We start from the raw sequence: 24267 nt of genomic DNA, 5'->3' as shown, positions 1-24267 counted from the left end.
GCTGGCAGTTTAGTGCTACCCGATGAAAATTAAATAGTTGGTTAAGAAAGAAAGTTCGCGGCTTAGAACACGTTGATCGGGTAGTCGACGATCACGCGGTACTCATCCACGTCATTGTCCACCGCCGAATAACCGTTGCTGCCGCGGTTGGTCGCCCATTGCAGGCGCACGGCCAAGTCCTTGGCCTTGCCGCCTTGCACCACATATTTGAGGTCGATGTCCCGTTCCCAATGCTTGGCGTCCTTGCCATCGGCGCTGTACCAGCGGCTGTAGCCACGGCTTTGCGGGTCGACCTTGGTCAGGTCGGTCTTGCCGCTGATGTAGGACACGGCCGAGGTCAGGCCAGGCAGGCCGAGGCCGGCGAAGTCGTAGGCGTACTTGAGTTTCCACGACCGTTCGTTGGGGCCGTTGAAGTCCGAGTATTGCTGGGAGTTGTCCAGGTACACGCTGTCGCCCTGGGTGATGTAGTCGAACGGCGTGTTGCCGTTGACCCGCTGGTAGGCGGCGGTGACGCTGTGATGACCCACGCCGACGGTGAAGTGCAGGCTGTAGGTGTTGTTGTCGATATCCCCCAGCAGCGATTGGCCGGTGTCTTGGGTGTGGTAGTAGTGCAGGCCCGGGTTGAGGCTGACCAGGTCGTTCAGGGCGTAGGTGTAGTCCAGGTCGTAGTAGTACTGGTTCCACACGTCCTTGAGTTCGGAGGCGTAGAGGTTACTGGTCAGCCCGGGGGTACCGCTGAATGACACGCCGGCCCAGTTGATGTGCTGGGCGTCGGTATGGCTTGGCAGGGCCCCGTAGCTGGTGCCGATGCGCTGGTGGCCGCTCTGGTTGTAGAGTTTGGTGAAGCTGGCCTGGCCGCCTTCGAACATCCAGCCGTCGAAGCTGTGGTTGTTCAGGCTGACGCCACGAAAAGTCTGCGGCAGCATGCGCGTCATGCCGCCGGCGATCACCGGGTTGTTGAGGAACAGGTCGCCGGCCTTCAGCTCGGTGTCAAATGCGCGCATTTTCAAGGTGCCGCCGGCGGTCGAGAACGAGCCGGGCGCCTTGCCGTTGCCACCGCCGTAGGGAAGGATGCTGGAGCCGTCGGTGCCGCCACCGCCGTCGAGCTTGAGGCCGAGCATGGCGTGGGCGTCCAGGCCAAAGCCGACGGTGCCTTGGGTGTAGCCGGATTCAAAGGTGCCGAGAAAACCCTGGCCCCATTCCTTGCTGTCATCGGTGTGAATATCGCGACGGTCGCGGTTCATGTAGTAGTTGCGGGTGTTGATCGTGAGGTGGGAGCCTTCGACGAAACCGTCGGCGGGGGTGGTGTCTGCCGCGTGGGCGAGAGGGGCGATCGTTGCTGCAATCGCCAGGAATAGCGGGGTGAACGTCAGCGAGTTCTTCACCGGTGGAGCTCCTTTGGTCAATCGAAAACGGCCATGTCGTGGGGGTGTTCCTGGCCTTTTTTACGGCAAAAAAAAGCCGCTGAAGTCAGCGGCTTTAAAACAGATTCCCAGTGTAGAGCCCTGGAAATAAGTCGAGGGAAATTCGGGTAAGCGGATAACTGTCTTTGCCGTCGCGCTCATCGGTGCGTCAAATTAACGCAGGCGAGCGGTGCGATACAGAGTGTAACAAGATAATGACTGTTGCCCAAATCGCAACAGTGGCAAAGAAGCAGAGTCCATGTGGGAGCGGGCTTGCTCGCGAATGCGGTGGGTCAGTCAACTTATGTATCACTGACACACCGTATTCGCGAGCAAGCCCGCTCCCACATTTTTTATCCGAGGTGTCTAGACGGGCAGGGTGATACCAAAGGTATTGCCGCCGCCTTCGCTACGCACGAACACATCACCGCCGTGCATCAGCGCAATCGCCTTGACGATGGCCAGCCCCAGGCCGTGATTGCCGCCGCTGTTGCTGCGCGACGCATCAACTCGATAGAACCGCTCGAACAGCCGTGGCAAGTGCTCGCTGGCGATCACGTCGCCAGGGTTGGTCACCGCGATTGCCACGCGGTTTGCCTGCAGGTCTATCTTCACATCGATGACCTGCCCTGGCGCGGTGTGCTGCACCGCATTGCTCAGCAGGTTGATCAAGGCCCTGCGCAGGTGGGCTCTTTCGATGTGTACCGTGGCGTCACCGCGTACGCGCACCTGGACCTGGGCGTCTTCAAGGATGAAGTCCAGGTAATCGAGGGTGGTTGCCACTTCGTCGGCCAGCGAGCTTTCAATCAGCGTGGTGGCCTTGCTGCCCTGGTCGGCGCTGGCGAGGAACAGCATGTCGTTGATGATTGAACGCAGGCGCTCCAGCTCTTCGAGGTTGGATTGCAGGACCTCGAAATAATGCTCCGCCGAGCGGCCGCGCGTCAGCGCCACTTGGGTCTGGCCGATCAGGTTGGTCAGCGGTGAGCGCAGCTCATGGGCTACGTCGGCGTTGAACGATTCCAGGCGCGAATAGGCCAGTTCCACACGATCCAGCGTGGCGTTGAACGAGTTGACGAACTGGCTCAATTCCGGCGGCAGCGGTGACAACTGCAGACGCCCGGAGAGTTTTGGCGGCGCCAGTTTTTGCGCCTCATCCGAGAGTTTGCCCAGCGGCTTGAGGCCGATTCGCGACACCCAGAACCCCAGCAGCGCGGCCAGCACCACACCGACAAACGCCAGGCCGATCAGCGCCATCAGCAACTGATGCTGGGTGGCGTGGAAGTTTTCGGTGTCGATGGCAATGATGAAACGCAACGGCGGCCGCTGGTCCTTGGCCGGAAACTGGCTCACCAGCGCCTTGAACGGATGGTCGTAGCCTGGCAGACGCAAATCGCGCTTGCCGCTACCGCCTTCGGCAAAGGCGCGGATCTGCGCATCGGGGCTGCCATATTCGTAGGACGGATCGCTGCTGACCACCCAGAATCGGATGCGCTTGTCTTCTTCACTGAGCAGCTTGAGCTTGCTGGTGATCTTGGCCCAATGATCGGGCGTGCCGAAGCGGCCCACCGACGACTCCAGCACGCTGTAGCGCGCATCCAGTTCAGCCTCCGGCAACAGGCCGAGGCCCCGGTCCACCTGTTGATACAGCGCACCGCCGATCAATACGAAAATCAGCAGCGCCACCAGGGTGAACATGCCGCTCAGGCGCAGCGCGATTGAGTTAGTCGACACTGCGACTCTCCAGCACATAGCCCATGCCACGAATGGTGTGCAGCAATTTTTGTTCGAACGGCCCGTCCAGCTTGGCACGCAGGCGCTTGATCGCCACTTCCACCACGTTGGCGTCGCTGTCGAAATTAATGTCCCAGACCATTTCCGCAATTGCGGTCTTGGAGAGGATCTCGCCCTGGCGTCGCGCGAGCACGCTGAGCAGCGAGAACTCCTTGGCGGTCAGGTCCAGGCGCAGGCCATTGCGACTGGCCTTGCGGCTGATCAGGTCGATCCACAGGTCGGCGACTGTGACCTGTACCGGTTCATGGCCACCGCTGCGGCGGGTCAGGGCTTGCAGGCGCGCCACCAGTTCCAGGAAGGAAAAAGGCTTGCCGAGGTAATCATCGGCGCCTTCACGCAGGCCGCGAATGCGGTCTTCCACGCGTTCGCGGGCGGTGAGCATGATCACCGGCGTCTGCTTGCGGGCGCGCAACGCACGCAATACGCCAAAGCCATCCAGGCCCGGCAGCATGACGTCGAGCACGATCACCGCGTAGTCGTTTTCCAGCGCCAGGTGCAACCCCTCGACGCCTTCGCGCGCCACATCGACGGTGTAGCCTTGCTCCGTCAGGCCGCGGTGCAGGTAGTCCGCGGTTTTTTCTTCATCTTCAATAATCAGGACGCGCATGAGCCTTTTGTTCCAGGACGGGGCCTAGGCCTTAATGTGTGGTCGCCAGCTCAAGCGCTGGTTTGGGCCTGTGGAAGAACTTCTCAAGGTACAAGTATATGACCGGTGTGGTGAACAGCGTCAGCGCCTGGCTCACCAGCAGGCCGCCGACCACCGCGATACCCAGCGGCTGGCGCAGCTCCGCGCCGGCGCCGTAGCCGAGCATCAGCGGCAAAGCACCGAGCAACGCGGCGAGGGAGGTCATGATGATTGGCCGGAACCGCGTGATACAGGCTTCGAAGATTGCATCGTGAGGCGACAATCCCCGCTCGCGCTGGGCCTCCAGGGCGAAGTCGATCAGCAGGATGCCGTTTTTCTTGACGATGCCGATCAACAGCACCAGGCCGATCAGCGCCATGATCGAAAAGTCCTGGCCCAACAGCCACAGCATGATCAGTGCTCCCAGGCCCGCCGAGGGCAGCGTCGAGATGATCGTCAGCGGGTGTACAAAGCTCTCATACAACACGCCGAGAATGATGTAGACCGCCACCAGCGCCGCAAGGATCAGCCACGGTTGGCTGGCCAGCGAGCTTTGGAACGCCTGCGCTGCGCCCTGGAAGTTGCCGATGATCGAAGCCGGCATGCCGATCTCGTTTTTCGCCTGGTTGAGCAGGATCACCGCATCCCCCAACGCCACCCCGGGCGCCAGGTTGAACGATAGGTTGGCCGCCGGGAACATGCCGTCATGGCTGATGGACAACGGCCCGACCGTGGGCGCATCCACCGTGGCCAAGGCCGACAGCGGCACCATTTCGTTGGTCAGTGGCGAGCGCAAGTAGAAGTAGTTCAGGCTTTCGGCCTTGCCGCGTTGTTGGGTGTCCAGTTCCAGCACCACTTGGTACTGGTTGATTTCGGTCTGGAACTCATTGACCTGGCGCTGGCCGAAGGCGTCGTACAGCGCCTGGTCGACATCGGTGGCGGTCAGGCCGAAACGTGCGGCGGCGCGACGGTCGATGCTGATGTGGGTGATGCTGCCACCCAATTGCAGGTCGTTGGAAATATCGCGGAAGGCGGGGATTGACCGCAGTTTTTCGGTAAGGCGCTGGGTCCAGGTGTTCAGCGTCGCCCCGTCGTTGCTTTTGAGCACGTATTGGTATTGGCTGCGGCTGGGGCCGGAACTGAGGTTGATGTCCTGGCCGGCGCGCAGGTACAGGACGATCCCCGGTACCTTGGCCAGCTTGGGCCGGATGCGGTCGATAAATTGGCTGGCGGACACATCCCGGTCACCCCGGTCCACGAGGGAGATCCAGAAGCGGCCGTTGGCGATGGTCTGGTTGCTGCCGGTCACACCCACCGAGTGGGAGAACGCCCGTACGGCCGGGTCATCTTTCATGATTTCTGCCAGCGCCTTGTGCTTGGCGACCATGTCCGGGTAAGACACGTCTGCCGCCGCTTCGCTGGTGCCGAGGATAAAACCGGTGTCCTGCACCGGGAAGAAACCCTTGGGGATAAACACATAACCCACCACAGCCAATGCCAGGGTCAGCATGAAGATGCCCGCCATCGTGCGTTGGTGGGCGAGAGCGCGGCGCAGGGTGCGTTCGTAGGCCGCCAGCAGGCGCTCGCCAAAACCGGGCTTGTCGTGGGGGCGATGGCTCGGTGCTTTCATGAACAGTGCGGCCAATGTCGGGGCCAATGTCAGGGACACCACCACGGAAATCAGAATGGTCGAGGTGGCGGTCAAGGCAAACTCCTTGAACAGCCTGCCGACCACCCCGCCCATGAACAGCAACGGAATGAAAGCCGCCACCAGTGACACGCTGATGGACACCACGGTAAAGCCGATTTCGCTGGCGCCCTTGAGCGCCGCCTCGCGTTTGTCCAGGCCGGTTTCGAGGTGGCGATGAATGTTCTCTACCACCACGATGGCATCGTCCACCACAAACCCCACGGCGACCACGATGGCCACCAGGGTCAGGTTGTTCAGGCTGAAACCCAGCACATACATCAGGGCAAAACTGGCGATCAGTGACACCCCCAGCACACTGGACACAATCAGGGTTGCCGACCACTGGCGCAGGAAAATCGCCATCACCCCGACCACCAGCAAGACGGCGATCAGCAGGGTCATTTCCACTTCGTGCAACGAGGCGCGGATGGTGGTGGTGCGGTCCATCAATACGCTGACCTGCACCGACGCGGGCAGCATCGCCTCCAGGCGCGGCAGCTCGGCCTGGATACGCTCGACGGTCTCGACAATGTTGGCGCCGGGTTGGCGGGTGATCACCAGGTTGACGCCGGGCGTGTCCACGGCCCACGCCTGGACGTAGGCGTTTTCCGAACCGTTGACCACTTTGGCCACATCACGCAGCTGCACCGGAGCGCCGTTCTTGTAGGAGATGATCAGGTCGCCGTATTCGTCCGGGTGAAACAGTTGGTCGTTGGTCGCCAGGGTCGAGACGCTGTTCTTGCCGTACAGCGCGCCCTTGGCCAGGTTGAGGCTCGATTGCTGGATGGCGAGGCGCACGTCGGCCAAGGTCAGGCCGATGGCGGCGAGTTTGTCGGGCGAGGCCTGCACCCGGATCGCCGGGCGTTGCTGGCCGGTGATGTTGATTTGGCCGACGCCGTCGATCTGGCTGATCTGCCGGGCCAGCAGGGTTTCCACCAGGTCACTCAGTTCGGTGCCGGGCATGTCATGGGAGCTGACACTGAGAATGAGTACCGGGCTGTCCGCCGGGTTGACCTTGCGCCAGGTCGGCAGGCTTGGCATATCGCTGGGCAGTTTGCCGGCGGCGGTGTTGATCGCCGCCTGGACTTCCTGCGCAGCAGTGTCGATGCTTTTGTCGAGGGTGAATTGCAGGGTCAGCAGGCTGGAGCCCAGGGCACTGCTGGAGGTCATCTGGGTCATGCCGGGGATGGCACTGAATTGCACCTCCAGCGGCGTGGCGACCGACGATGCCATGGTGTCGGGGCTGGCTCCGGGTAACTGTGCGGTGACCTGGATCGTCGGAAATTCCGCTTCCGGCAGTGGGGCGATGGGTAGCTTAGGGAAGGCAATCAGCCCAAGCAGCACCAAGGCGAACGTCAACAGCAAGGTGGCGACCGGGCGGTCGATGCACCAGGCGGAAATCGAACCCCGCGACGTCATGGTTGCACCTGGATATCGGCGGTCTGGTTCACCTGGGGCGTGTCCTTGAGAATCTCCACCTGGGCCCCCGCCTTGAGCCGCGACTGACCGTCGCTGACCAGCACATCACCGGCCTGGATGCCCTTGAGGATATTGCGATCGCTGTCCTGATACACCACCTGCACCGGCACGATTTCCACCTTGTCGCCGTTGACGCGGTACACAAAGTGCGCGTCGAGGCCGCGTTGCACCACAGTGGGCGGGACGGCGAGGGCGTTGCGGTCGAGTGCGGTCTGGATCTTGACCGTCACCAGTTGCCCAGGCCACAGCTTCTGCGCGTTGTTGCGGAATTCGGCCTTGACGCGGATGGTGCCGGTGGTGCTGCTGATCTGGTTGTCGATCAGGCTCAAGCGGCCCTGGCCCAGCAGGTCGCTGTTGGCGCCCTCGGTATCGGCACCCAGGTAGGCATCGACGCGGGCGGGGTCGCTGGCGGCGATCAGGCCTTGCAGTGTCGGCAGCATCTGCTGCGGCAGGGAGAACTCGATGGCAATCGGGTCGATCTGGGTCACTGAGAACAGCCCCTGGGCGTCGCTCATACGCAGGAAGTTGCCTTCATCCACGGTGCGAATGCCAACGCGACCTGTGACTGGCGAGTGTATTTGGGTGTAGGAAAGTTGTACCTGGGCAGAATCGATAGCGGCCTGGTTACCTTGCACCGTCGCCTTCAACTGGTTGACCAGCGCTTGTTGCTGGTCGTAGGTCTGTTTCGACACGCCGTCATCGACGCTCAGGTCCTTGTAGCGCTTGAGATTGACCAGCGCCACTTGCAGTTGCGCCTGGCTTTGCCCCAATTGCGCCCTGGCCTGGTCGAGGCTGGCGCGGATCGAACGGTCGTCGATGGTTGCCAGCAGGTCGCCGGCCTCGACCAACTGACCCTCCTTGACCAGCAGCTTGGTGAGAACGCCATCAATCTGCGGGCGGATTACCACACTGTGCAGCGACAGCACCGAGCCGATCCCCGTGACATAACGTGGCAGGTCTTGCTCAACGACTTTCATCACCCGTACTGGCACGGCCGTGGAAGCCACCAACCTGGTCTTGGCGGGCCGGGTCAACGCCCAGGCCGCGACAGCCAGTACCAGCAGGACTGCCACGATCAATACAGTTCTTCTTTTAAGGGTGTGCATGCTTGTAAGGCGCCAGGGCAGGGAATGGAGAGACGGGGGAGTATTTATAGCGCGTAGACCCGGTCAGTAAAGTGACCGCTATCTGACAGCCACGACAGTTAGCGCCTGACCATTCGTACGACGTTGGTCAAAGATCTGAGGTGCGCAGGTATACTTCCAGCCATTGTGGCTCGCAACTCGGGTCCGCATCATTTTTTGCACGCTCCGGAGCGCTCATGACTTCCCCGACACAAACCCCTATTGAAGCGGTCGACCTCGTCGAATCGGCCAATGCCGACGGCGTTGAAAAAGCCGAGATTCCGGCCTTCAAGTTTCCGTTTAAACCCGGTGAACTATCGGGTGCCAAGAATGCTGCCCAGCCTTGGTACAAAAACGGCGCAAAGAACGGCCACACCAAATCCCCAGGCATGGCGCCACCGGGTACTCGTCGTTCCATGGGTAAACGCTAAGAGTAGAATCCACGTTATGTAGTGGTTATCGCCTACAGCTAGCGCTGACGTTTCTGATTGTAGGCCCACGTCTTTTTTTTGAAAGCTTTCACGCCGCCTGCTCGCCCCGGTTTTTTCATCGGACTGGGTGAGGGTGGCGCCGGCTTTCTGGAAAAGGACGTTCCTGATGGTACTTGTCTACCTGCGTATTTCCCTCGTCGTGCTGTTGTTGGGCGTGCTCGCCTGCGCCAACACGCTGGCCGAGGAGCCGGCACGCCGCGAAATCCGCTTCGCCGTCGCCGCACAGTTCCCCCCTTTCCAAAGCCGTGACAGCCAAGGGCAGATGGTGGGCTTGAACATCGAGTTGGGGAATGCGCTGTGCCAGCAACTCAATGTGCGTTGCATCTGGGTCGATCAGGTCCTGGTGGAAAATTTTCCGGCCCTTGAAGCGCGGCAGTTCGACGCGATCATGGGCATGGCTCCTACGTCCAGACGGCGCCAGCGGGTGAGCTTCACCGAAGACCTCTATCCCTTTACCACGCGCCTGGTGGCGCGCAAGGCTTCCGGCTTGCTGCCGACCAAGCAGTCACTCAAAGGCAAGCGTGTCGGGGTGCTATTGAAGAGTAATCGCGAGGCTTTCGCCCTGGCGAAGTGGGCGCCTGCCGGCGTAATCGTCAAGAGTTTCTGGCTCAACGAGGATCTGGTCCGCAGCCTGGTGGCCGGCGACATCGATGCAACATTGCAAGGCACCGTAGAAATTCGCGAAGCCCTGCTCGACACCGCCGATGGCCAGGACTTCGACTTCCTCGGGCCGGCCGTCTCAGCGCAATTGTTGGGTGATAGCGTGGCGATTGCGGTGCGCAAGCCCGATACGGCGTTGCGCAGCGACCTCAACCGCGCCCTTGAGCAACTGATCCACAACGGCGAGTACCAGCGGATCATCCAACCCTATCGCCTGGATGCCAGCCCTTCCGCCACGCAATGATGGCGAACTAATTGCGCAGAACATGCGCTGGATCAGTATTTGCCCCCTCCGTGCGCTTAGAGTCGGTCGCCCTGCCGACTCCTTCAACAATCACGAGCGCGCTTATCCATGAAAATCAATCTGCCGGTTACCGGTCGAAGTGTGGACTTTGCCCCTGACGCCAATATCCTCTCGACCACCGACCTGACCAGCGCGATTACCTACGCCAACGAGGACTTTATCAACGTCTGCGGCTACCGCCGTGAGGAGCTGATCGGCGCGTCGCATAACCTCCTGCGTCATCCCGACATGCCTGCTGCGGCGTTCGCACACATGTGGAAAACCTTGAAAAGCGGGCGCTCGTGGATGGGCATGGTGAAAAACCGCTGTAAGAACGGTGACCACTATTGGGTCAGCGCCTACGCCACACCGGTGACCCGGGATGGCGTGACGGTGGAGTACCAATCGGTGCGCACCAAGCCCGATGCGCGCAGGGTGGCAGCAGCAGAACGTGCCTACGCGCGGCTGCGGGCGGGCAAGCGACGGCGCTTGCCGAGGCTCGGCCTGGGGGTGAAATTAACGGCCTGGGTGGCTGCTATCAGTAGCGTGACCTGGGCGCTGGGACTGGGCTTGGCCACCTATTCGCTGGTCTGGCAACTGCTGGCGTTGGTGGCGGGCGGCGTGGTCGGCGCGGTGGGTGTCAAAGCCATCCTGCGGCCCTTGGCACAATTGGATCAACGCGCGCGCGCAATCGCCGACAACCCCTTGAGCCAGGGGGTCTACACCGGGCGCGATGATGAATGCGGGCAGATCGAATTTGCCCTGCACATGCTCGAAGCCCAAGTGGGCGCAGTGGTCGGGCGGATCGGCGACGCGTCCCTGCGCCTGTCTGGGCATGCGGCGCAACTGGTCGAGCAGTTGGACAGCAGCCACACCAGTAGCCTGGGCCAGCAGACCCAGACCGATCAGGTCGCAGCGGCGATCCACCAGATGGCGGCGAGCGTGGCCGAGGTGGCCAACCATGCTGTCGCAGCCTCGAAGGCGGCGGACCAGGCGGGCAGTGAAACCCGCGAGGGCCATCTGCGGGTGGATGAAAGTCGCGACGCGGTGTTGCGCCTGTCGCAGGAACTGGCCCGCGCGACCGAGGTGATTCACCAGCTGGAAAGCCACAGCGGTGAAATCAGCGGTGTGCTGGAGGTGATCCGCACCATTGCCGAACAAACCAACCTGCTGGCCCTCAATGCCGCCATCGAAGCGGCGCGAGCGGGTGAACAGGGCCGTGGTTTTGCCGTGGTCGCCGACGAAGTGCGCGGGCTGGCGCAACGCACCCAGCAATCAACCAACGAAATCCAGCGCATGATCAGCACCCTGCAAGGCGGCGCGCGGGATGCGGTGCAGGCCATGGCGCAAAGCAGCGAGCATGTCGATGCCAGCGTCGAGCAGGCGCAACGGGCGGCAGCGGCCTTGGATGGGATCAGCCAGCGTGTTGGCCAGATCACCGCCATGAGCCAGCAGATTGCGGCGGCGGTGGAGGAGCAAAGTGCGGTGAGTGAAGATATCAATCGCAATATCGTCGGTATTCGCAATGCCGGGGAGGCCACTGTCAGTGCGGGACAGCAGAGCCAGCTCAGTTCAGGGGATGTAGCGGCGTTGGCGGAGGATTTGCGGCAGTTGGCGCAGGAGTTTTGGGGGAAGCGGCACTAGCGGGAATTTGTAGTGAAGGTGCGGGCCTCTTCGCGAGCAAGCCCGCTCCCACATTTTGGAATGCGCTTCCCTGTGGGAGCGGGCTTGCCCGCGATGAGGCCGGTAAGCCCTACGCCGCCCTCAACGAAATAAACGCATAGTTCGCCGGCACCTCAGTGGCAATCTGCGCCCCGGCATCCAACAGCTGCCCGGCGATATCCACCCCGGACACATGAAACACCCACTCATTGGCCACCGATGGCTGCTCGCCCGCCAATTCAATCGCCTGGGCAAACGCGCCCATGTCCGGCAGATACGCGGTAAACCCATCGCCCTTGAGCGCCGTGGTACGGATACCCAGCAAGGCACACACCGCTTCCTTGGTCTGCACGTCGTCGCGGTCGGCCTGGCGTGAGCGCTGGATCAGCGCGGCCAACTGCGGATCCGCCAGCTCACCGCCGACGATCAACGCCGGGCCTTGCTCCCACGATTCGGGTGGGCAGTCCTTGGCACCAGGGTTCAAGGGGATATGCGGGTTGATCTCCATCGGATAGATCCGGCACACCAACGGTCGCCGCTCATAGATGCGACACAGGTTGTCTTCGTCAAGATTCCGGCAGCGCCCGGCGTTGTAGGCGGCAAAGGTGATTGCTACAAATGCCTCTGTGTTGCCGCTGGGCACCACCACCGAACGGCGCTCGGCATGCTCGCGTTGTTGCGTGGGCAGGCCCAGGCCGTTGGCCAGGAAACCTTCGACCAAAACGATGACATTGCCGCCGTCCGCCGCCCACATGCGGGCTTCGTCGAGGGTCAGGGGGACGTGGTGGTCGGTGCAGCACTTGCCGCAACCGACGCAGGAAAAATGGGTGTTCATGGGCGGATCTGTCACCAGGCTAGGTCAGAGGGCTCGCTGGAACGGTGACGGGATTTTACCTCTGTTCACCGTATTGCCACTCTGGAAGCAAGTTGTGCGCCAGTGCCTTCAGTCCGCTGCCACTACATCGCGTAGGACAAGTCGCATTTCTGCGCTGGCGTAGAGCTTGCGTGCGCGCAGGTTGCTCTCCAGCACCTTGAGGTCCACATAGGGTTCGCCGCGTTGCTTGAATACCTGGAAACTGTGCAGCAACAACGCGCGGCCCAGCCCTTGGCCTTGGGCGCAGGGATGAACGGCAAGATTCTTGATAAAGGCGCTGGTCCAGCATTGCGCGACGCCAAGGATGCCCTCGGCGTTACTGGCGACCAGGCATAGCGTGGGGTCGAACTCGGCATCGCTGACGAACTGCTGGCGCCATTCCTCCAGGCTTGGCACGCGGCCGCCGCCCTGGTCCTGGGTCATGCGCAATACCGCATGAATCGCCGGGGCCAGCTCGTCGCGGTAATGATCCAACTGCGTGCCCGCCGGCCATTGCGGCGCGGGCAGGCTGGCGGTGAGATCGCGGCGCAGCAGTTGGAAATATTCGCTCACAGGCCTTTTTGCGCCACCGTTTGCGCGGCCACCACCAGGCACTTGGTCAACTCGGGCGACGAGAATTTGGTCAGCACCGAATCGGCACCGGCCAGGCGGGCTTTTTCGCTGTTCATCGCGCTGTCCAGGGAGGTGTGCAGCAGTACGTAGAGGTCCTTGAAATCCGGGGTTTCGCGCAGGGTGCGGGTGAGCGCATAGCCGTCCATTTCGGACATCTCGATATCTGACACCACCACGTTGATCTGCTCGGCCGTGCCTTGCAGCTCCAGCAGCACATCGATGGCTTCCTTGGCACTGCGCGCGGTGTGGCAGGTCAGGCCGAGGTTGCGCAAAGTATGCACGGATTGTTGCAGCGCCACCTGGCTGTCGTCCACCACGAGGATGCGGGCATTGCCCAGCACTTCGGCTTCTTCCATGGTCAGGTCGGTCGGCGCGGCTTCGATCGGCGCCGGGGCGATGCCGTGGATGACTTTCTCGATATCCAGCACCTGCACCAGGCCGCCTTCCACCTGGGTCACCCCGGTGATAAACGCGCGGTTGCCGCCAGAGCCATAGGGTGGCGGGCGGATGTCGGTGGTCAGGCAATGCACGATCTTGCTCACTGCCTGCACATGCAGGCCCTGCTTGGAACGGCTCACATCGGTGACGATCAGGCAGCCACCGTCCGGGTCTTGCAGGGGCATTTCCCCCAGCGCACGGCTGAGGTCGATCACCGACAGCGAAGCGCCGCGCAGGATGGCGATGCCTTTGACGTGGGGATGGGACTCCGGCAGCTTGGTCAGCGGCGGGCAGGGAATGATTTCACTGACTTTCAGCAGGTTGATTGCCATCAGCTTGCCACTGCGCAAGGTAAAGAGCAGAAGCGAGAGTGAATCTGCGCGGGCTTTGGTGGTGGACATAAAAACCTTCTGTGGATCAGGGATGATGATCTATACAGAGTTATCGACTTGGGGGAGCCAGGCTTTAACCGGATTTTCTGTGGACTCGATCTTAATGTGGGAGCGGGCTTGCTCGCGAATGCGGTGGGTCAGACAACACATCTGTGCCTGATACACCGCATTCGCGAGCAAGCCCGCTCCCACACAAGCCCGCTTCCACAGGGAGATTTATGTCAGCCCTTCCACACTTGCGGGTTCACCAGATCCTGCGGACGCTGGCCCAGTAGGGCACTGCGCAGGTTCTCCAGCGCACGATTGGCCATGGCCTCACGGGTTTCATGGGTCGCCGAGCCAATATGCGGCAAGGTCACCGCATTGCTCAGCTGGAACAGCGGCGACTCCGCCAACGGTTCCTGCTCATACACATCCAACCCCGCCCCGCGAATCCGCTGGGTTTGCAGCGCTTCTATCAGCGCCTGCTCATCCACCACCGGGCCACGGGAGATGTTGATCAGGATCGCGCTGGATTTCATCAGGCCCAGCTCGCGGGTGCTGATCAGGTGGCGGGTCTTGTCGCTCAATGGCACCACCAGGCACACAAAGTCCGCTTCGGCGAGCAACTGGTCGAGGCTGCGGAACTGCGCGCCCAGCTCCTGTTCCAGTTCCGTCTTGCGGCTGTTGCCGCTATAGAGGATCGGCATGTTGAACCCCAGGCGGCCGCGGCGGGCCACGGCCGCGCCGATATTGCCCATGCCGACGATGCCCAGGGTCTTGCCGTGCACATCGCAGCCAAACAACGGCGCGCCAACGCTGGCTTTCCACTGGCCGGCCTTGGTCCAGGCGTCCAGCTCGGCGACGCGGCGTGCGCTGCTCATCAGCAGGGCGAACGCCAGGTCGGCGGTGCTTTCGGTGAGCACGTCAGGGGTGTTGGTGAGCATGATCCCGCGTTCAGTGAAGTACGGCACGTCGTAGTTGTCATAGCCCACTGATACGCTGGACACCACTTCCAGCTTGCCCGCGCCTTCGAGTTGCGCACGGCCCAGCTTGCGGCCCACACCGATCAGGCCGTGGGCGTGGGGCAGGGCTTCATTGAACTGCGCGTTGATGTCACCCAGCTTGGGGTTGGGCGCGATCACCTCGAAATCCTCTTGCAGGCGTTCGATCATGGGCGGGGTGATGCGGCTGAAGGCGAGGACAGTCTTTTTCATTGCAGGCGGGCTCATCGACTACGGAAGAATGCCAAGCAAGCTAACATTCCTCGTGGCGATTGGGCAGCCCGCGCCGCAGAAACTGCTGTGGGTACGGCCTTAATTGAGGTCGTAGTTGATCAACCCGTCCACTGACAATGGCTGCTCGTTATCCTTTTGCACCGAAAGCTTGAAGGTGGCATGCACTGCGTTGTTGGAAGGATCAGAACGGATGACGGTTACCCCACCGGAATGATCAACGCCGCTGTAAGTGATCGTCGTACTGGAACCTGATTGGTGGGTGGTCTCCGAGTAGGCGAAGTGCGCGAAGTGCTCGCTGCCTTGTTCGTAAGGGGTGTCGCCGAGGGGGATATAGACGCCCAACGTTATTGCGATTGACCTGGATAGGTTCGCGTCAACGTCTTCGACGGCCTTGATAATGGTGAAGAAAGGATTCACTGAGTACGAGATTTGCGTCGCGGTAAACCGAGGTTTTGTCGCTATCGTGGCGGTGCATTCGCGAACGGCGGAGGGAGAGGAAGACGACATGGCGGAACTCCACAGTGAGATTCCGCTTTATTGTCAGAAGTTGAGCCATGCGCTTCTACTGTCATAAATAACAGTTATCGGCATTTTTTCAGATCTTTCTACGATAAGGGTAATTGCCGGCGCTGTTTACGAACACGGCTGCGACTCAAGTGGTCAACCGCACGGCCCCCAACCCCCCACTCAACTCATACGCCGCCAACTCCGCCTGATGCGCCGCGAGAATCTCCGGCAACGAGCCGCGCAGGTATTCCACCCACGTCTTGATCTTCGCATCCAGGTACTGGCGCGACGGGTAGATGGCGTACAGGTTCAGCTCCTGCGAGCGGTACGTCGGCATCACCCGTACCAGGGTGCCGTTGCGCAGGCCCTCGATGGCCGCATACACCGGCAACAGGCCGACGCCCATGCCGCTGGTGATCGCGGTTTTCATCGCGTCGGCCGAGTTGACCAGGAACGGCGAGCTGTTGATGGCCACGCTTTCCTGGCCTTCAGGGCCGTTGAAGGTCCACTTGTCCAGCTGGATCACCGGGCTGACCAGGCGCAGGCAGGCGTGGTTGAGCAAATCGTTGGGGCGTTGCGCGCAGCCCTTGGCCTTGACGTAATCCGGCGAGGCGCAGGCAATGCTGTAGGTGATGCCCAGGCGTTGAGAGACGAAACCCGAATCCGGCAGCTCGCTGGCCAGCACGATGGACACGTCGTAGCCCTCGTCGAGCAAGTCCGGCACGCGGTTGGCCAGGGTCAGGTCGAAGGTCACGTCCGGGTGGGTGCGGCGGTAACGGGCGATGGCGTCGATCACGAAGTGCTGGCCGATGCCGGTCATGGTGTGCACTTTCAACTGCCCGGCGGGGCGCGCGTGGGCGTCGCTGGCTTCGGCTTCGGCCTCTTCGACGTAGGCCAGGATCTGTTCGCAGCGCAGCAAATAGCGTTTACCGGCTTCGGTCAGCGCGATGCGGCGGGTGGTGCGGTTGAGCAAGCGGGTTTGCAGGTGGGCCTCAAGGTTGGAGACCGCGCGCGAGACGTTGGCTGTGGTGGTGTCCAGTTGCACGGCGGCGGCGGTGAAGCTGCCGGCTTCGGCCACGCAACTGAAAGCGCGCATGTTTTGCAAAGTGTCCATGGGGTGTTCTCAAGGGAGATAGCAAATTGTGACAGAAAGTTACGCCGTCCAGTGATCCCTACCAACGGATTATCGCTTGAACGGTAACAAAGATTCACAGGAATGCCAGCTTATCGTCCTCTGTGCCGCCGCCTAGAATTGCCGTACCTCTCGCGTTACACCACCTCAGGAATTCGTTCGCCGTGCCGCGTCGCATCAGCAGAGAGCTCAAGACTCTCAGTGTTTGGGCCTTATCGTTAGCAATCAGCGGCTGCATCGGAACCGGAGGAATCGCCCCCCAAGGCCAGGCCCTCAGCGCCAATACCCTGGCCACCGACGAAGCAATCCAGAGCGCCGCCCGGGATGCCCATTGGCCCACCGCCCAATGGTGGCAAGCCTACGGCGACCCGCAACTCAACCGTTGGGTGGCCCTCGCCACGCACGACAGCCCGAGCATGGCCATGGCCGCCGCGCGCGTTCGCGAAGCACGAGCCATGGCCGGGATTGCCGAGTCGGCCGAGTCGTTGCAGATCAACAGCAACACCACCCTCAAGCGCCACAACTGGCCGAAGGATCAGTTCTACGGGCCCGGCGAGTTGAGCGGTGCCAACACCTGGGACAACAATTCATCCCTGGGCCTGAGCTATGCCCTCGACCTGTGGGGCCGCGAAAGCAATACCACAGAGCGTGCGGTGGACATGGCCCACATGAGCGCCGCCGAAGCCCGCCAGGCCCAGCTCGAACTGCAAAACAACGTGGTCCGCGCCTATATCCAGCTGTCGTTGCACTACGCCAACCACGACATCGTTGCCGCGACCCTGGCCCAGCAACAGCAGATCCTCGACTTGGCGAACAAGCGCCTGGATGCAGGGATCGGCACGCACTTCGATGTCAGCCAGGCCGAAACGCCGTTGCCGGAAACCCATCGCCAACTGGACGCCCTCGACGAAGAAATCGCCCTGAGCCGCAACCAGCTCGCGGCCTTGGCTGGCAAAGGCCCGGGGGAGGGCGCGCAACTGCAACGGCCGAGCCTGGCCCTGGCCGCGCCGCTGAAATTGCCGTCGAGCCTGCCCGCCCAATTGCTCGGCCAGCGCCCGGATGTGGTCGCCAGTCGCTGGCAGGTCGCGGCCCAGGCCCGTGGCATCGATGTGGCCCACGCCGGCTTCTATCCCAACGTCGATCTGGTTGGCAGCCTCGGCTACATGGCCACCGGCGGCGGCATGCTGGAGTTTCTCGCCGGCAAGAAATTCAACTACAACGTGGGCCCGGCGATCACCTTGCCGATCTTCGATGGCGGGCGTCTGCGTGCCGAGTTGGGCGAAGCCACTGCGGGCTATGACATCGCCGTGGCCAAGTACAACCAGACTCTGGTCAATGCACTCAAGGGCATCAGCGACCAATTGATCCGCCGTGAGTCCATGGATAAGCAATCGTCATTCGCCGCGCAATCGGTGGCCTCGGCGCAGAAAACCTACGACATCGCGATGATCGCCTACCAGCGCGGCCTCACCGATTACCTCAATGTGCTCAACGCGCAGACCTTGCTGTTTCACCAGCAGCAGATCGAGCAACAGGTCCAGGCCGCGCGCCTGACGGCTCATGCCGAACTGGTCACCGCCTTGGGCGGCGGCCTCCAGGCAGGCGACGACGTGCCGCAAGACACCAAGACCCTCCCGAGCAAGACCCCGGCGGCCCTCGCCGTGTTTGATCACTGAGTAGGATTTGATGACTCCCTTGCCTGCACCGCTGCGCTGGCTGCACTCCCTTGAGTGGCGTCGCGGTTTCTTCGACTGGGCGCGCAGCGACGGCGTGACCTGGGTGTATATCTTCAAGGTGCTGATCGCCGCGTTCCTCACGCTGTGGCTGGCCATGCGCCTGGAACTGCCGCAACCGCGTACCGCGATGATCACCGTGTTTATCGTGATGCAGCCGCAGAGCGGCCAGGTGTTTGCCAAGAGTTTCTACCGTTTCCTCGGCACCTTGGCGGGGTCGGCGGTGATGGTGTTGCTGATCGCTTTGTTTGCGCAGAACACTGAATTGTTCCTCGGCGCATTGGCGATCTGGGTGGGCGTCTGCACGGCGGGTGCGACCCGTAATCGCAACTTCCGCGCCTATGGTTTTGTATTGGCCGGCTACACCGCAGCGATGGTGGGGTTACCCGCCCTGGCACACCCGGACGGCGCCTTCATGGCAGCGGTGTGGCGCGTACTGGAAATCTCCCTGGGCATTCTGTGCTCCACCCTGGTCAGCGCCGCGATCCTGCCGCAGACCTCCAGCGCCGCCATGCGCAACGCCCTGTACCAGCGCTTCGGCGTGTTTGCGCTGTTCGTCACCGACGGTTTGCGTGGGCGCAGCCAGCGTGAAGGGTTCGAGGCCAGCAACGTGCGCTTCATCGCCGAAGCCGTAGGCCTGGAAGGGCTGCGCAGCCTCACCGTGTTCGAAGACCCGCACATGCGTCGGCGCAACGGCCGGCTCAGTCGGCTCAACAGCGAATTCATGAGCATCACCACGCGCTTCAATGCCTTGCACCAGTTGCTTGAACGGTTGCGCACCGATGCGGCCGATCACGTCGTCGCGGCGATCAAGCCGGGCCTGCACGACCTTGCCGAAGTGCTCGACGGGTTCTCTGGTCGTGCCCTCACCAGCCCGGACGCTGCCCGGCTGGTGGCGCAACTCGCCGCCTACAAGGACGACTTGCCCGCCAAGGTGCGCAGCCTGCGGGCGGCATTCCAGGAAGGTGAGCCCACCGAGGCCGAGCAGCTGGATTTCCATACGGCCTACGAGCTGCTCTACCGCTTCGTCGACGACCTGCACAACTACGCGCTCACCCACGCGTCCCTGGCCGACCACAGCCACGCCCGCGAAGACTGGGACGAGCCCTACACGCCGAAAACCAACTTGCTGGCCTGCGCCGCCTCGGGGATTCGTGCGTCGTTCATCCTTATCGTGCTCGGCAGTTATTGGGTCGCCACCGCCTGGCCCAGCGGCGCCACCATGACCCTGATCGCTGCGGCCACCGTCGGCCTGTCGGCGGCCACGCCCAACCCCAAGCGCATGGCGTTCCAGATGGCCTGCGGCACCTTGATCGGCGCGCTGGTGGGCTTTGTAGAAATGTTCTTTGTGTTCCCGTGGATCGACGGCTTCCCGCTGCTGTGCGTGATGCTCGCACCGGTGATCATCCTCGGCGCGTTCCTCGCCTCACGCCCGCAGTACGCCGGGGTGGGTGTCGGCCTGCTGATCTTCTTCAGCACCGGCTCGGTGCCGGACAACCTCACGGTCTACAACCCCTACACCTTTATCAACGACTACATCGCCATGATCATCGGCATGCTCGTCTGCGCGGCGGCGGGGGCGATCATCCTGCCGCCCAACAGCCGCTGGTTGTGGCGCCGCCTGGAGCAGGACCTGCGCGAGCAAGTGGTGTATGCCATCAGCGGCAAGCTCAAGGGCCTGGCGTCGAGTTTCGAAAGCCGCACCCGTGACCTGCTGCACCAGGCCTATGGCCTCGCCGTCGGCCAGCCGCAAGTGCAGCGCGACCTGCTGCGCTGGATGTTTGTGGTGCTGGAAGTCGGCCACGCGATCATCGAGTTGCGCAAGGAGCAGGCGATTTTGCCGGTGCACCCGGCCTACGCCGAATCCCAGCCGTGGCGCCAGGCGATCCGCGTGATGGGCCGCTCGCTGGTGCGGCTGTTTCTGCAACCCAGCGCGAGCAACCTGGAGCGCGGCCTGATCGCCGTGGACCATGCAATCAGCCGCGTGCAGGCCACCGACGAACCGTTCGCCCCGCATTTCGACACCTCGGCCCTGCGCCGCGTGAAGAGCTACCTGCACTTTATCCGCACTTCGCTGCTGGACCCGCAATCGCCACTCGCTGCCTTGAAAGGAGCCGCGCATGCCCCGTGAAATCGCGTTCCACGGCATCTACATGCCGACCATGACCCTGATGTTCCTGATCGCGGCCGTCGTGGCCTGGGCCCTGGACCGCTTCCTGGCCGGGCTCGACCTGTACCGTTTTTTCTGGCACCCGGCGTTGCTGCGCCTGAGCCTGTTCGTTTGCTTGTTCGGCGCCCTGGCGCTGACCGTCTACCGTTGAGAATGCCCTGATGAAAAAGTTTTTCAGCCTGCTTGCGACCTTGCTGGTATTGGCTTTGGCGATGTGGATTGGCCGCACGTTGTGGGTGCACTACATGCAAACCCCATGGACCCGCGACGGCCGCGTGCGCGCCGACATCATCAACGTCGCCGCCGACGTCACGGGCGAAGTGGTGGATGTGCCGGTGCGTGATAACCAGCTTGTCAAAAAAGGCGACCTGCTGATGCAGATCGACCCCGAGCACTACCGCATCGCGGTCAAACAGGCGCAATCGCTGGTGGCGTCACGCAAAGCCACCTGGGAAATGCGCAAGGTCAACGCCCACCGCCGCGCAGACCTCGACGCCCTGGTGATCTCCAAGGAAAACCGCGACGACGCCAGCAACATCGCCGACTCCGCCCTGGCCGATTACCAACACGCGCTGGCCCAACTGGAAGCGGCTGAACTGAACCTCAAGCGCACCCAGGTGCTGGCGGCGGTGGACGGTTATGTCACCAACCTCAACGTGCATCGCGGCGACTACGCGCGCATCGGCGAGGCGAAGATGGCCGTGGTGGATATGAATTCCTTCTGGGTGTACGGCTTCTTTGAAGAAACCAAGTTGCCCCATGTGAAGGTGGGCGACAAAGCTGACATGCAGCTCATGAGCGGCGAGACCTTGAAGGGCCATGTGGAAAGTATCTCGCGCGGTATCTACGACCGCGACAACCCCGAGAGCCGCGAGTTGGTGGCCGATGTGAACCCGACGTTCAACTGGGTGCGGTTGGCGCAACGGGTGCCGGTGCGGATTCATATTGATGAAGTGCCGGAAGGGGTGCTGTTGGCTGCTGGTATTACCTGCACCGTTATCGTTAACCAAACACACAACTAAAATGTGGGAGCGGGCTTGCTCGCGAAGGCAGTGGGTCAGCCAATAAAGTAGGTGACTGTCACACCGCTTTCGCGAGCAAGCCCGCTCCCACAGTTGGTCTTTGTTGGTAGCACGGTCTGAGTCAGTCATTTCAGTGAATGAGTGACTTGGCGGCTCTGGTTTTACGTCGGCGCTTGACCCGCAGCATGCTGACGAAACGGCGGTGGTTTCTTGTATGGAGCATCACTAGGCAGGCCAGGGATTGGAACAGAGGGAATACTGCAAACATCGTCACGGGGTGATTCCCAAGATAGTCCGCCGACAGCAAAGCGTTCAAGACGGCGACGCATACGAGCAATGGCGGCCCTAGTCGAAACCCAGCCGCTACCAGGGCTAGCCCAATGCACATTGCGAGTAGCAATACCAAACTGGCCGCTACTGCGTATTCGCTGGGGAGATAATTTATTCGTGCGTAATACGTCAGGCTATGTGAGAGGTTGCCTGAAATGGCGACCATATTCATGGACACCGCACTTCCCACAGTGAATGCAAAACGTTGGGTGTAACGACGCAATGTTCGTGGTGCTTGCACGGTGTCGATGTTATTGCTCATGGCTGCCGAACTCCTCGTAAATAGCGATGACAACGTGATTGATATTTCCTGAAATGCCGCTGCCCGCTACCGCAAACGCGGCGCCCACTTGATCGGCCAGTTGAATGAAAATGTCCCGGCGTATTTGGGCATTGCTGAAGCGTTTGGGGAGTTTTCCGGCCAACTGCATTAACCGGATCATTTCGCGGGGGCGGCGAATGTTCTGTAGACGCAGAACTTCACTTGTCAGTTTTGCGCGTTCCTGGCGGCTCATGCGCCTCAAAATGTCATTCAGATCGCGGCCCGTCGTGGCTTTGATAGTCATGACTGTCTTTACCGTGGCAAACGTCGAGCTACCCGCGCCCACCAGCGAAATGCCGTCCAAGGCTAGAGTCATCGCCTGATACCAACTCAGGCTGTCGTAAAAATCGTTTTCGGCTGGGTTGGTTAGCTCTTTGTAGGTTCGCCATAAGCCGTTGGCACATTGCACGGCACTGGCGGCGGAAGCTGTATAAGCAATGTAAGTGACGGCAAGACTAACGCCTGCACTTAAGGGCGCCGTTGCGATGCCTGCCCTGGCAACGAAGATTCCAATCGCAGCTCCGGCGCACGAAAACGCCAGCCCCGATGCCTCCTTCCACAGTTGCGACTCACGCGGCGAGTTTGCCGCCAGCTTTGCGTACTCATCAGCAGTGATTGCCTGCCCCGCCACCTCCCGCAAAATCACGCGCTTGGGCCTGACACTGCACAGCGGCACAAACTCCCTCAGCACCGTCACCTGATAATCACTGCTGATATGCACTACCCCAGCCCCGACGATGGCCGGGTCGGCGTCAATGGTTTGATAGAGTTTTGGCAGGTCCAGCAGGCTGGTCAGTCGCTGGCGCGTGGTGGTGTGCGCGGTTGGCACGCCGCTTTGCAGGAAATCCCTTGGCATCCTTTCACCTGTGGGTAGACAGAGGTGAAAGAGCCTGAGGATTGGTTCCTTGAAATGATGTCAGTCCGTTCGCTGTTTCTTGTAGTACCTGGCCCGACAAGCCAAACACAAATCTAAACTGTGGGAGCTGGCTTGCCTGCGATAGCGGACTATCAGTTGAAGCATTTGCACCTGATCCACCGCTATCGCAGCGATGCGGCGACCCGACAAGCCAGCTCCCACATTGTTGACCGTGTCAGGCCTTGATGAAGGTCTCGTGCAGATGGCGCCACAGCAACGCGCCGCTGGCCTGTTTCTCGAACACCACGGTGGCGCGACGATCAGTCTGGGTGCCGCTGTCATCCACCTGGTGCTCACGGTAAGTCACCGTCGCCCCACGCGCATGCCGGTCAATCCCGGCCATTTCACTCAAGGTGATCTTCAACCCCGGCCGCATCCCGCCCAGGCGCGTGAACAGCGCATTGACCCCGGCCGCATTCACCCGTGTGCCGGTGGCGGGGGCGACCATGCTGAACTCCGGGGAGAAGCGCGCGAGCAGGCTTTGCAAGGTGCCTTCCGGCGCGACGCCCGCGAACCATTGCTCGATCTCGACGTGGGTCTGGATCACTTCTTCAAAAAAATCGCTGTAGTCGATCATTACAAACTCCGTTCCAAGCCAAAGCGCTTCTTCAAGACACTTTCCAATAAACCTTTGGGCAACAACGCCGCCATCAACGGCAGTGCCCGGCTGCCATTCCCCGCGCGCAACAGGCGCGGTGGCGTCGGTTGTTGCACGCCTTTGAGCACCAGCGCGGCAAATCTGGTCGCCGGCGTCGGGTTGTCCTGCGACGCCTGGGAGCGCGCGCGGATGCCTTCGCGCAACGGCCACCATGGGGATTTTTCGCTGATCAGCAACTCAGCCTGGGCCCCGGCGTTTTTCGCAAAGCTTGTATCGATTGCCCCCGGCTGTACTTCCATCACGCGAATGCCAAACGGCGCCAGTTCCATGCGCAGGGCATCACTCAGCGCGTGCACGGCGGCTTTGGAAGCGCAGTAGGCACCGGCAAATGGCGTCACCAGCACGCCGGAAACACTGCCGATGTTCACCACCAAGCCTTTGCTGCGGCGCAGCGCCGGGAACAGCGCCTGGGTCACGCCGACGATGGAGAACACATTGGTCTCGAACTGGCGCTGCAGGGCCTCGGTGCCGCCGTCGAGCAACGGGCCCATGGCGCCGTAACCGGCGTTGTTGACCAGCACATCCAGCTCACCCAGCTGTTCAGCCAGGTGTTGCAAGGCGGCGCTATCGTTGACGTCCAGTTGCACGGCGTTGAAGCCGGCGGCGGCCAAACCGGCGACATCCTCCGGGCGGCGGGCGCTGGCCCACACGCTGTAGCCGGCGGCCTTGAAGGCGTCAGCCAGGGCGCGGCCGATGCCGCTGGAGCAGCCGGTGATAAGTACGTTGGGCATGGATC

The 24267-nt window shown here is 61.7% G+C and carries 22 protein-coding genes; 7 read left to right on the top strand and 15 right to left on the bottom strand.

Annotation, left to right across the window (positions count from 1 at the left end):
* Positions 1-62: 62 nt before the first annotated feature.
* The 5 genes from DBR46_RS19015 to DBR46_RS18995 all read right to left on the bottom strand — a co-directional run bounded on the left by DBR46_RS19015 (position 63) and on the right by DBR46_RS18995 (position 8094).
* The gene (locus DBR46_RS19015; protein WP_124527425.1) at positions 63-1385 is read right to left on the bottom strand and encodes an OprD family porin; all 1323 of its coding nucleotides are present in this window, start codon (positions 1383-1385) and stop codon (positions 63-65) included.
* A gap of 384 nt (positions 1386-1769) precedes the next feature.
* Complete coding sequence (locus DBR46_RS19010) at positions 1770-3134, bottom strand: heavy metal sensor histidine kinase (protein ID WP_124527424.1); 1365 nt, start codon at positions 3132-3134, stop codon at positions 1770-1772.
* Positions 3124-3801 (bottom strand): heavy metal response regulator transcription factor, encoded by a 678-nt coding sequence (locus DBR46_RS19005; protein WP_124527423.1) that lies wholly within the window; start codon positions 3799-3801, stop codon positions 3124-3126. Before DBR46_RS19005 ends, DBR46_RS19010 begins: the two co-directional genes overlap by 11 nt.
* Before the next feature lie 31 nt (positions 3802-3832).
* Complete coding sequence (locus DBR46_RS19000) at positions 3833-6928, bottom strand: multidrug efflux RND transporter permease subunit (RefSeq protein WP_124527422.1); 3096 nt, start codon at positions 6926-6928, stop codon at positions 3833-3835.
* The gene (locus DBR46_RS18995) at positions 6925-8094 is read right to left on the bottom strand and encodes an efflux RND transporter periplasmic adaptor subunit (protein WP_124527421.1); all 1170 of its coding nucleotides are present in this window, start codon (positions 8092-8094) and stop codon (positions 6925-6927) included. The genes DBR46_RS19000 and DBR46_RS18995 overlap by 4 nt, the downstream gene beginning before the upstream one ends.
* 215 nt (positions 8095-8309) lie before the next feature.
* Between DBR46_RS18995 and DBR46_RS18990 the strand changes: the two genes are divergently transcribed.
* The 3 genes from DBR46_RS18990 to DBR46_RS18980 all read left to right on the top strand — a co-directional run bounded on the left by DBR46_RS18990 (position 8310) and on the right by DBR46_RS18980 (position 11190).
* On the top strand, positions 8310-8543 hold the full coding sequence (locus DBR46_RS18990; protein WP_124527420.1) for a hypothetical protein: 234 nt from the start codon (positions 8310-8312) through the stop codon (positions 8541-8543).
* A 166-nt stretch (positions 8544-8709) separates the two neighbouring features.
* A complete protein-coding gene (locus DBR46_RS18985) occupies positions 8710-9507 on the top strand; it encodes a transporter substrate-binding domain-containing protein (protein WP_124527419.1) in 798 nt (265 codons plus the stop codon).
* Positions 9508-9615: 108 nt separating this feature from the next.
* A complete protein-coding gene (locus DBR46_RS18980) occupies positions 9616-11190 on the top strand; it encodes a PAS domain-containing methyl-accepting chemotaxis protein (protein ID WP_124527418.1) in 1575 nt (524 codons plus the stop codon).
* 109 nt (positions 11191-11299) lie between these two features.
* On the opposite strand, the gene DBR46_RS18975 is transcribed toward DBR46_RS18980, so the two are convergent.
* From DBR46_RS18975 to DBR46_RS18950, 6 genes are all read right to left on the bottom strand, one after another.
* Entirely contained in the window at positions 11300-12043 is a 744-nt protein-coding gene (locus DBR46_RS18975; protein ID WP_124527417.1) for a YkgJ family cysteine cluster protein, read from the bottom strand.
* Positions 12044-12151: 108 nt separating this feature from the next.
* Positions 12152-12634: an N-acetyltransferase gene (locus tag DBR46_RS18970; RefSeq protein WP_124527416.1), complete on the bottom strand. Its 483-nt coding sequence runs from the start codon at positions 12632-12634 to the stop codon at positions 12152-12154.
* On the bottom strand, positions 12631-13533 hold the full coding sequence (locus DBR46_RS18965) for a chemotaxis protein CheV (protein WP_124527415.1): 903 nt from the start codon (positions 13531-13533) through the stop codon (positions 12631-12633). Before DBR46_RS18965 ends, DBR46_RS18970 begins: the two co-directional genes overlap by 4 nt.
* A gap of 212 nt (positions 13534-13745) precedes the next feature.
* A complete protein-coding gene (locus tag DBR46_RS18960; protein WP_124527414.1) occupies positions 13746-14720 on the bottom strand; it encodes a D-glycerate dehydrogenase in 975 nt (324 codons plus the stop codon).
* A 99-nt stretch (positions 14721-14819) separates the two neighbouring features.
* Complete coding sequence (locus DBR46_RS18955) at positions 14820-15248, bottom strand: hypothetical protein (protein ID WP_124527413.1); 429 nt, start codon at positions 15246-15248, stop codon at positions 14820-14822.
* Positions 15249-15393: 145 nt separating this feature from the next.
* The gene (locus tag DBR46_RS18950) at positions 15394-16362 is read right to left on the bottom strand and encodes a LysR family transcriptional regulator (protein WP_124527412.1); all 969 of its coding nucleotides are present in this window, start codon (positions 16360-16362) and stop codon (positions 15394-15396) included.
* Positions 16363-16544: 182 nt separating this feature from the next.
* Between DBR46_RS18950 and DBR46_RS18945 the strand changes: the two genes are divergently transcribed.
* The 4 genes from DBR46_RS18945 to DBR46_RS18930 are packed head-to-tail and all read left to right on the top strand — an operon-like array spanning position 16545 to position 21305.
* The gene (locus DBR46_RS18945; protein WP_124527411.1) at positions 16545-18056 is read left to right on the top strand and encodes an efflux transporter outer membrane subunit; all 1512 of its coding nucleotides are present in this window, start codon (positions 16545-16547) and stop codon (positions 18054-18056) included.
* 10 nt (positions 18057-18066) lie between these two features.
* Complete coding sequence (locus DBR46_RS18940; RefSeq protein WP_124527410.1) at positions 18067-20244, top strand: FUSC family protein; 2178 nt, start codon at positions 18067-18069, stop codon at positions 20242-20244.
* Complete coding sequence (locus DBR46_RS18935; protein ID WP_124527409.1) at positions 20234-20434, top strand: DUF1656 domain-containing protein; 201 nt, start codon at positions 20234-20236, stop codon at positions 20432-20434. The genes DBR46_RS18940 and DBR46_RS18935 overlap by 11 nt, the downstream gene beginning before the upstream one ends.
* Before the next feature lie 10 nt (positions 20435-20444).
* Positions 20445-21305, top strand: coding sequence for an HlyD family secretion protein (locus DBR46_RS18930; RefSeq protein WP_124527408.1), 861 nt, complete (start codon positions 20445-20447; stop codon positions 21303-21305).
* A gap of 130 nt (positions 21306-21435) precedes the next feature.
* Here DBR46_RS18930 and DBR46_RS18925 read toward each other — a convergent pair whose 3' ends face one another.
* The 4 genes from DBR46_RS18925 to DBR46_RS18910 all read right to left on the bottom strand — a co-directional run bounded on the left by DBR46_RS18925 (position 21436) and on the right by DBR46_RS18910 (position 24262).
* Positions 21436-21897 (bottom strand): hypothetical protein, encoded by a 462-nt coding sequence (locus tag DBR46_RS18925; protein ID WP_256659338.1) that lies wholly within the window; start codon positions 21895-21897, stop codon positions 21436-21438.
* A complete protein-coding gene (locus DBR46_RS18920; RefSeq protein ID WP_124527407.1) occupies positions 21887-22813 on the bottom strand; it encodes an NAD synthetase in 927 nt (308 codons plus the stop codon). The genes DBR46_RS18925 and DBR46_RS18920 overlap by 11 nt, the downstream gene beginning before the upstream one ends.
* Before the next feature lie 235 nt (positions 22814-23048).
* Positions 23049-23450 (bottom strand): hypothetical protein, encoded by a 402-nt coding sequence (locus DBR46_RS18915; protein WP_017738669.1) that lies wholly within the window; start codon positions 23448-23450, stop codon positions 23049-23051.
* On the bottom strand, positions 23450-24262 hold the full coding sequence (locus DBR46_RS18910) for an SDR family oxidoreductase (protein ID WP_124527406.1): 813 nt from the start codon (positions 24260-24262) through the stop codon (positions 23450-23452). The genes DBR46_RS18915 and DBR46_RS18910 overlap by 1 nt, the downstream gene beginning before the upstream one ends.
* Between the last annotated feature and the right edge of the window lie 5 nt (positions 24263-24267).

It is taken from the genome of Pseudomonas sp. KBW05, from assembly GCF_003852405.1.
Classification (GTDB): Bacteria; Pseudomonadota; Gammaproteobacteria; order Pseudomonadales; family Pseudomonadaceae; genus Aquipseudomonas.
Note: the sequence above shows the minus strand (reverse complement) of the source record. Positions and strands in the feature narration are given on the sequence as shown.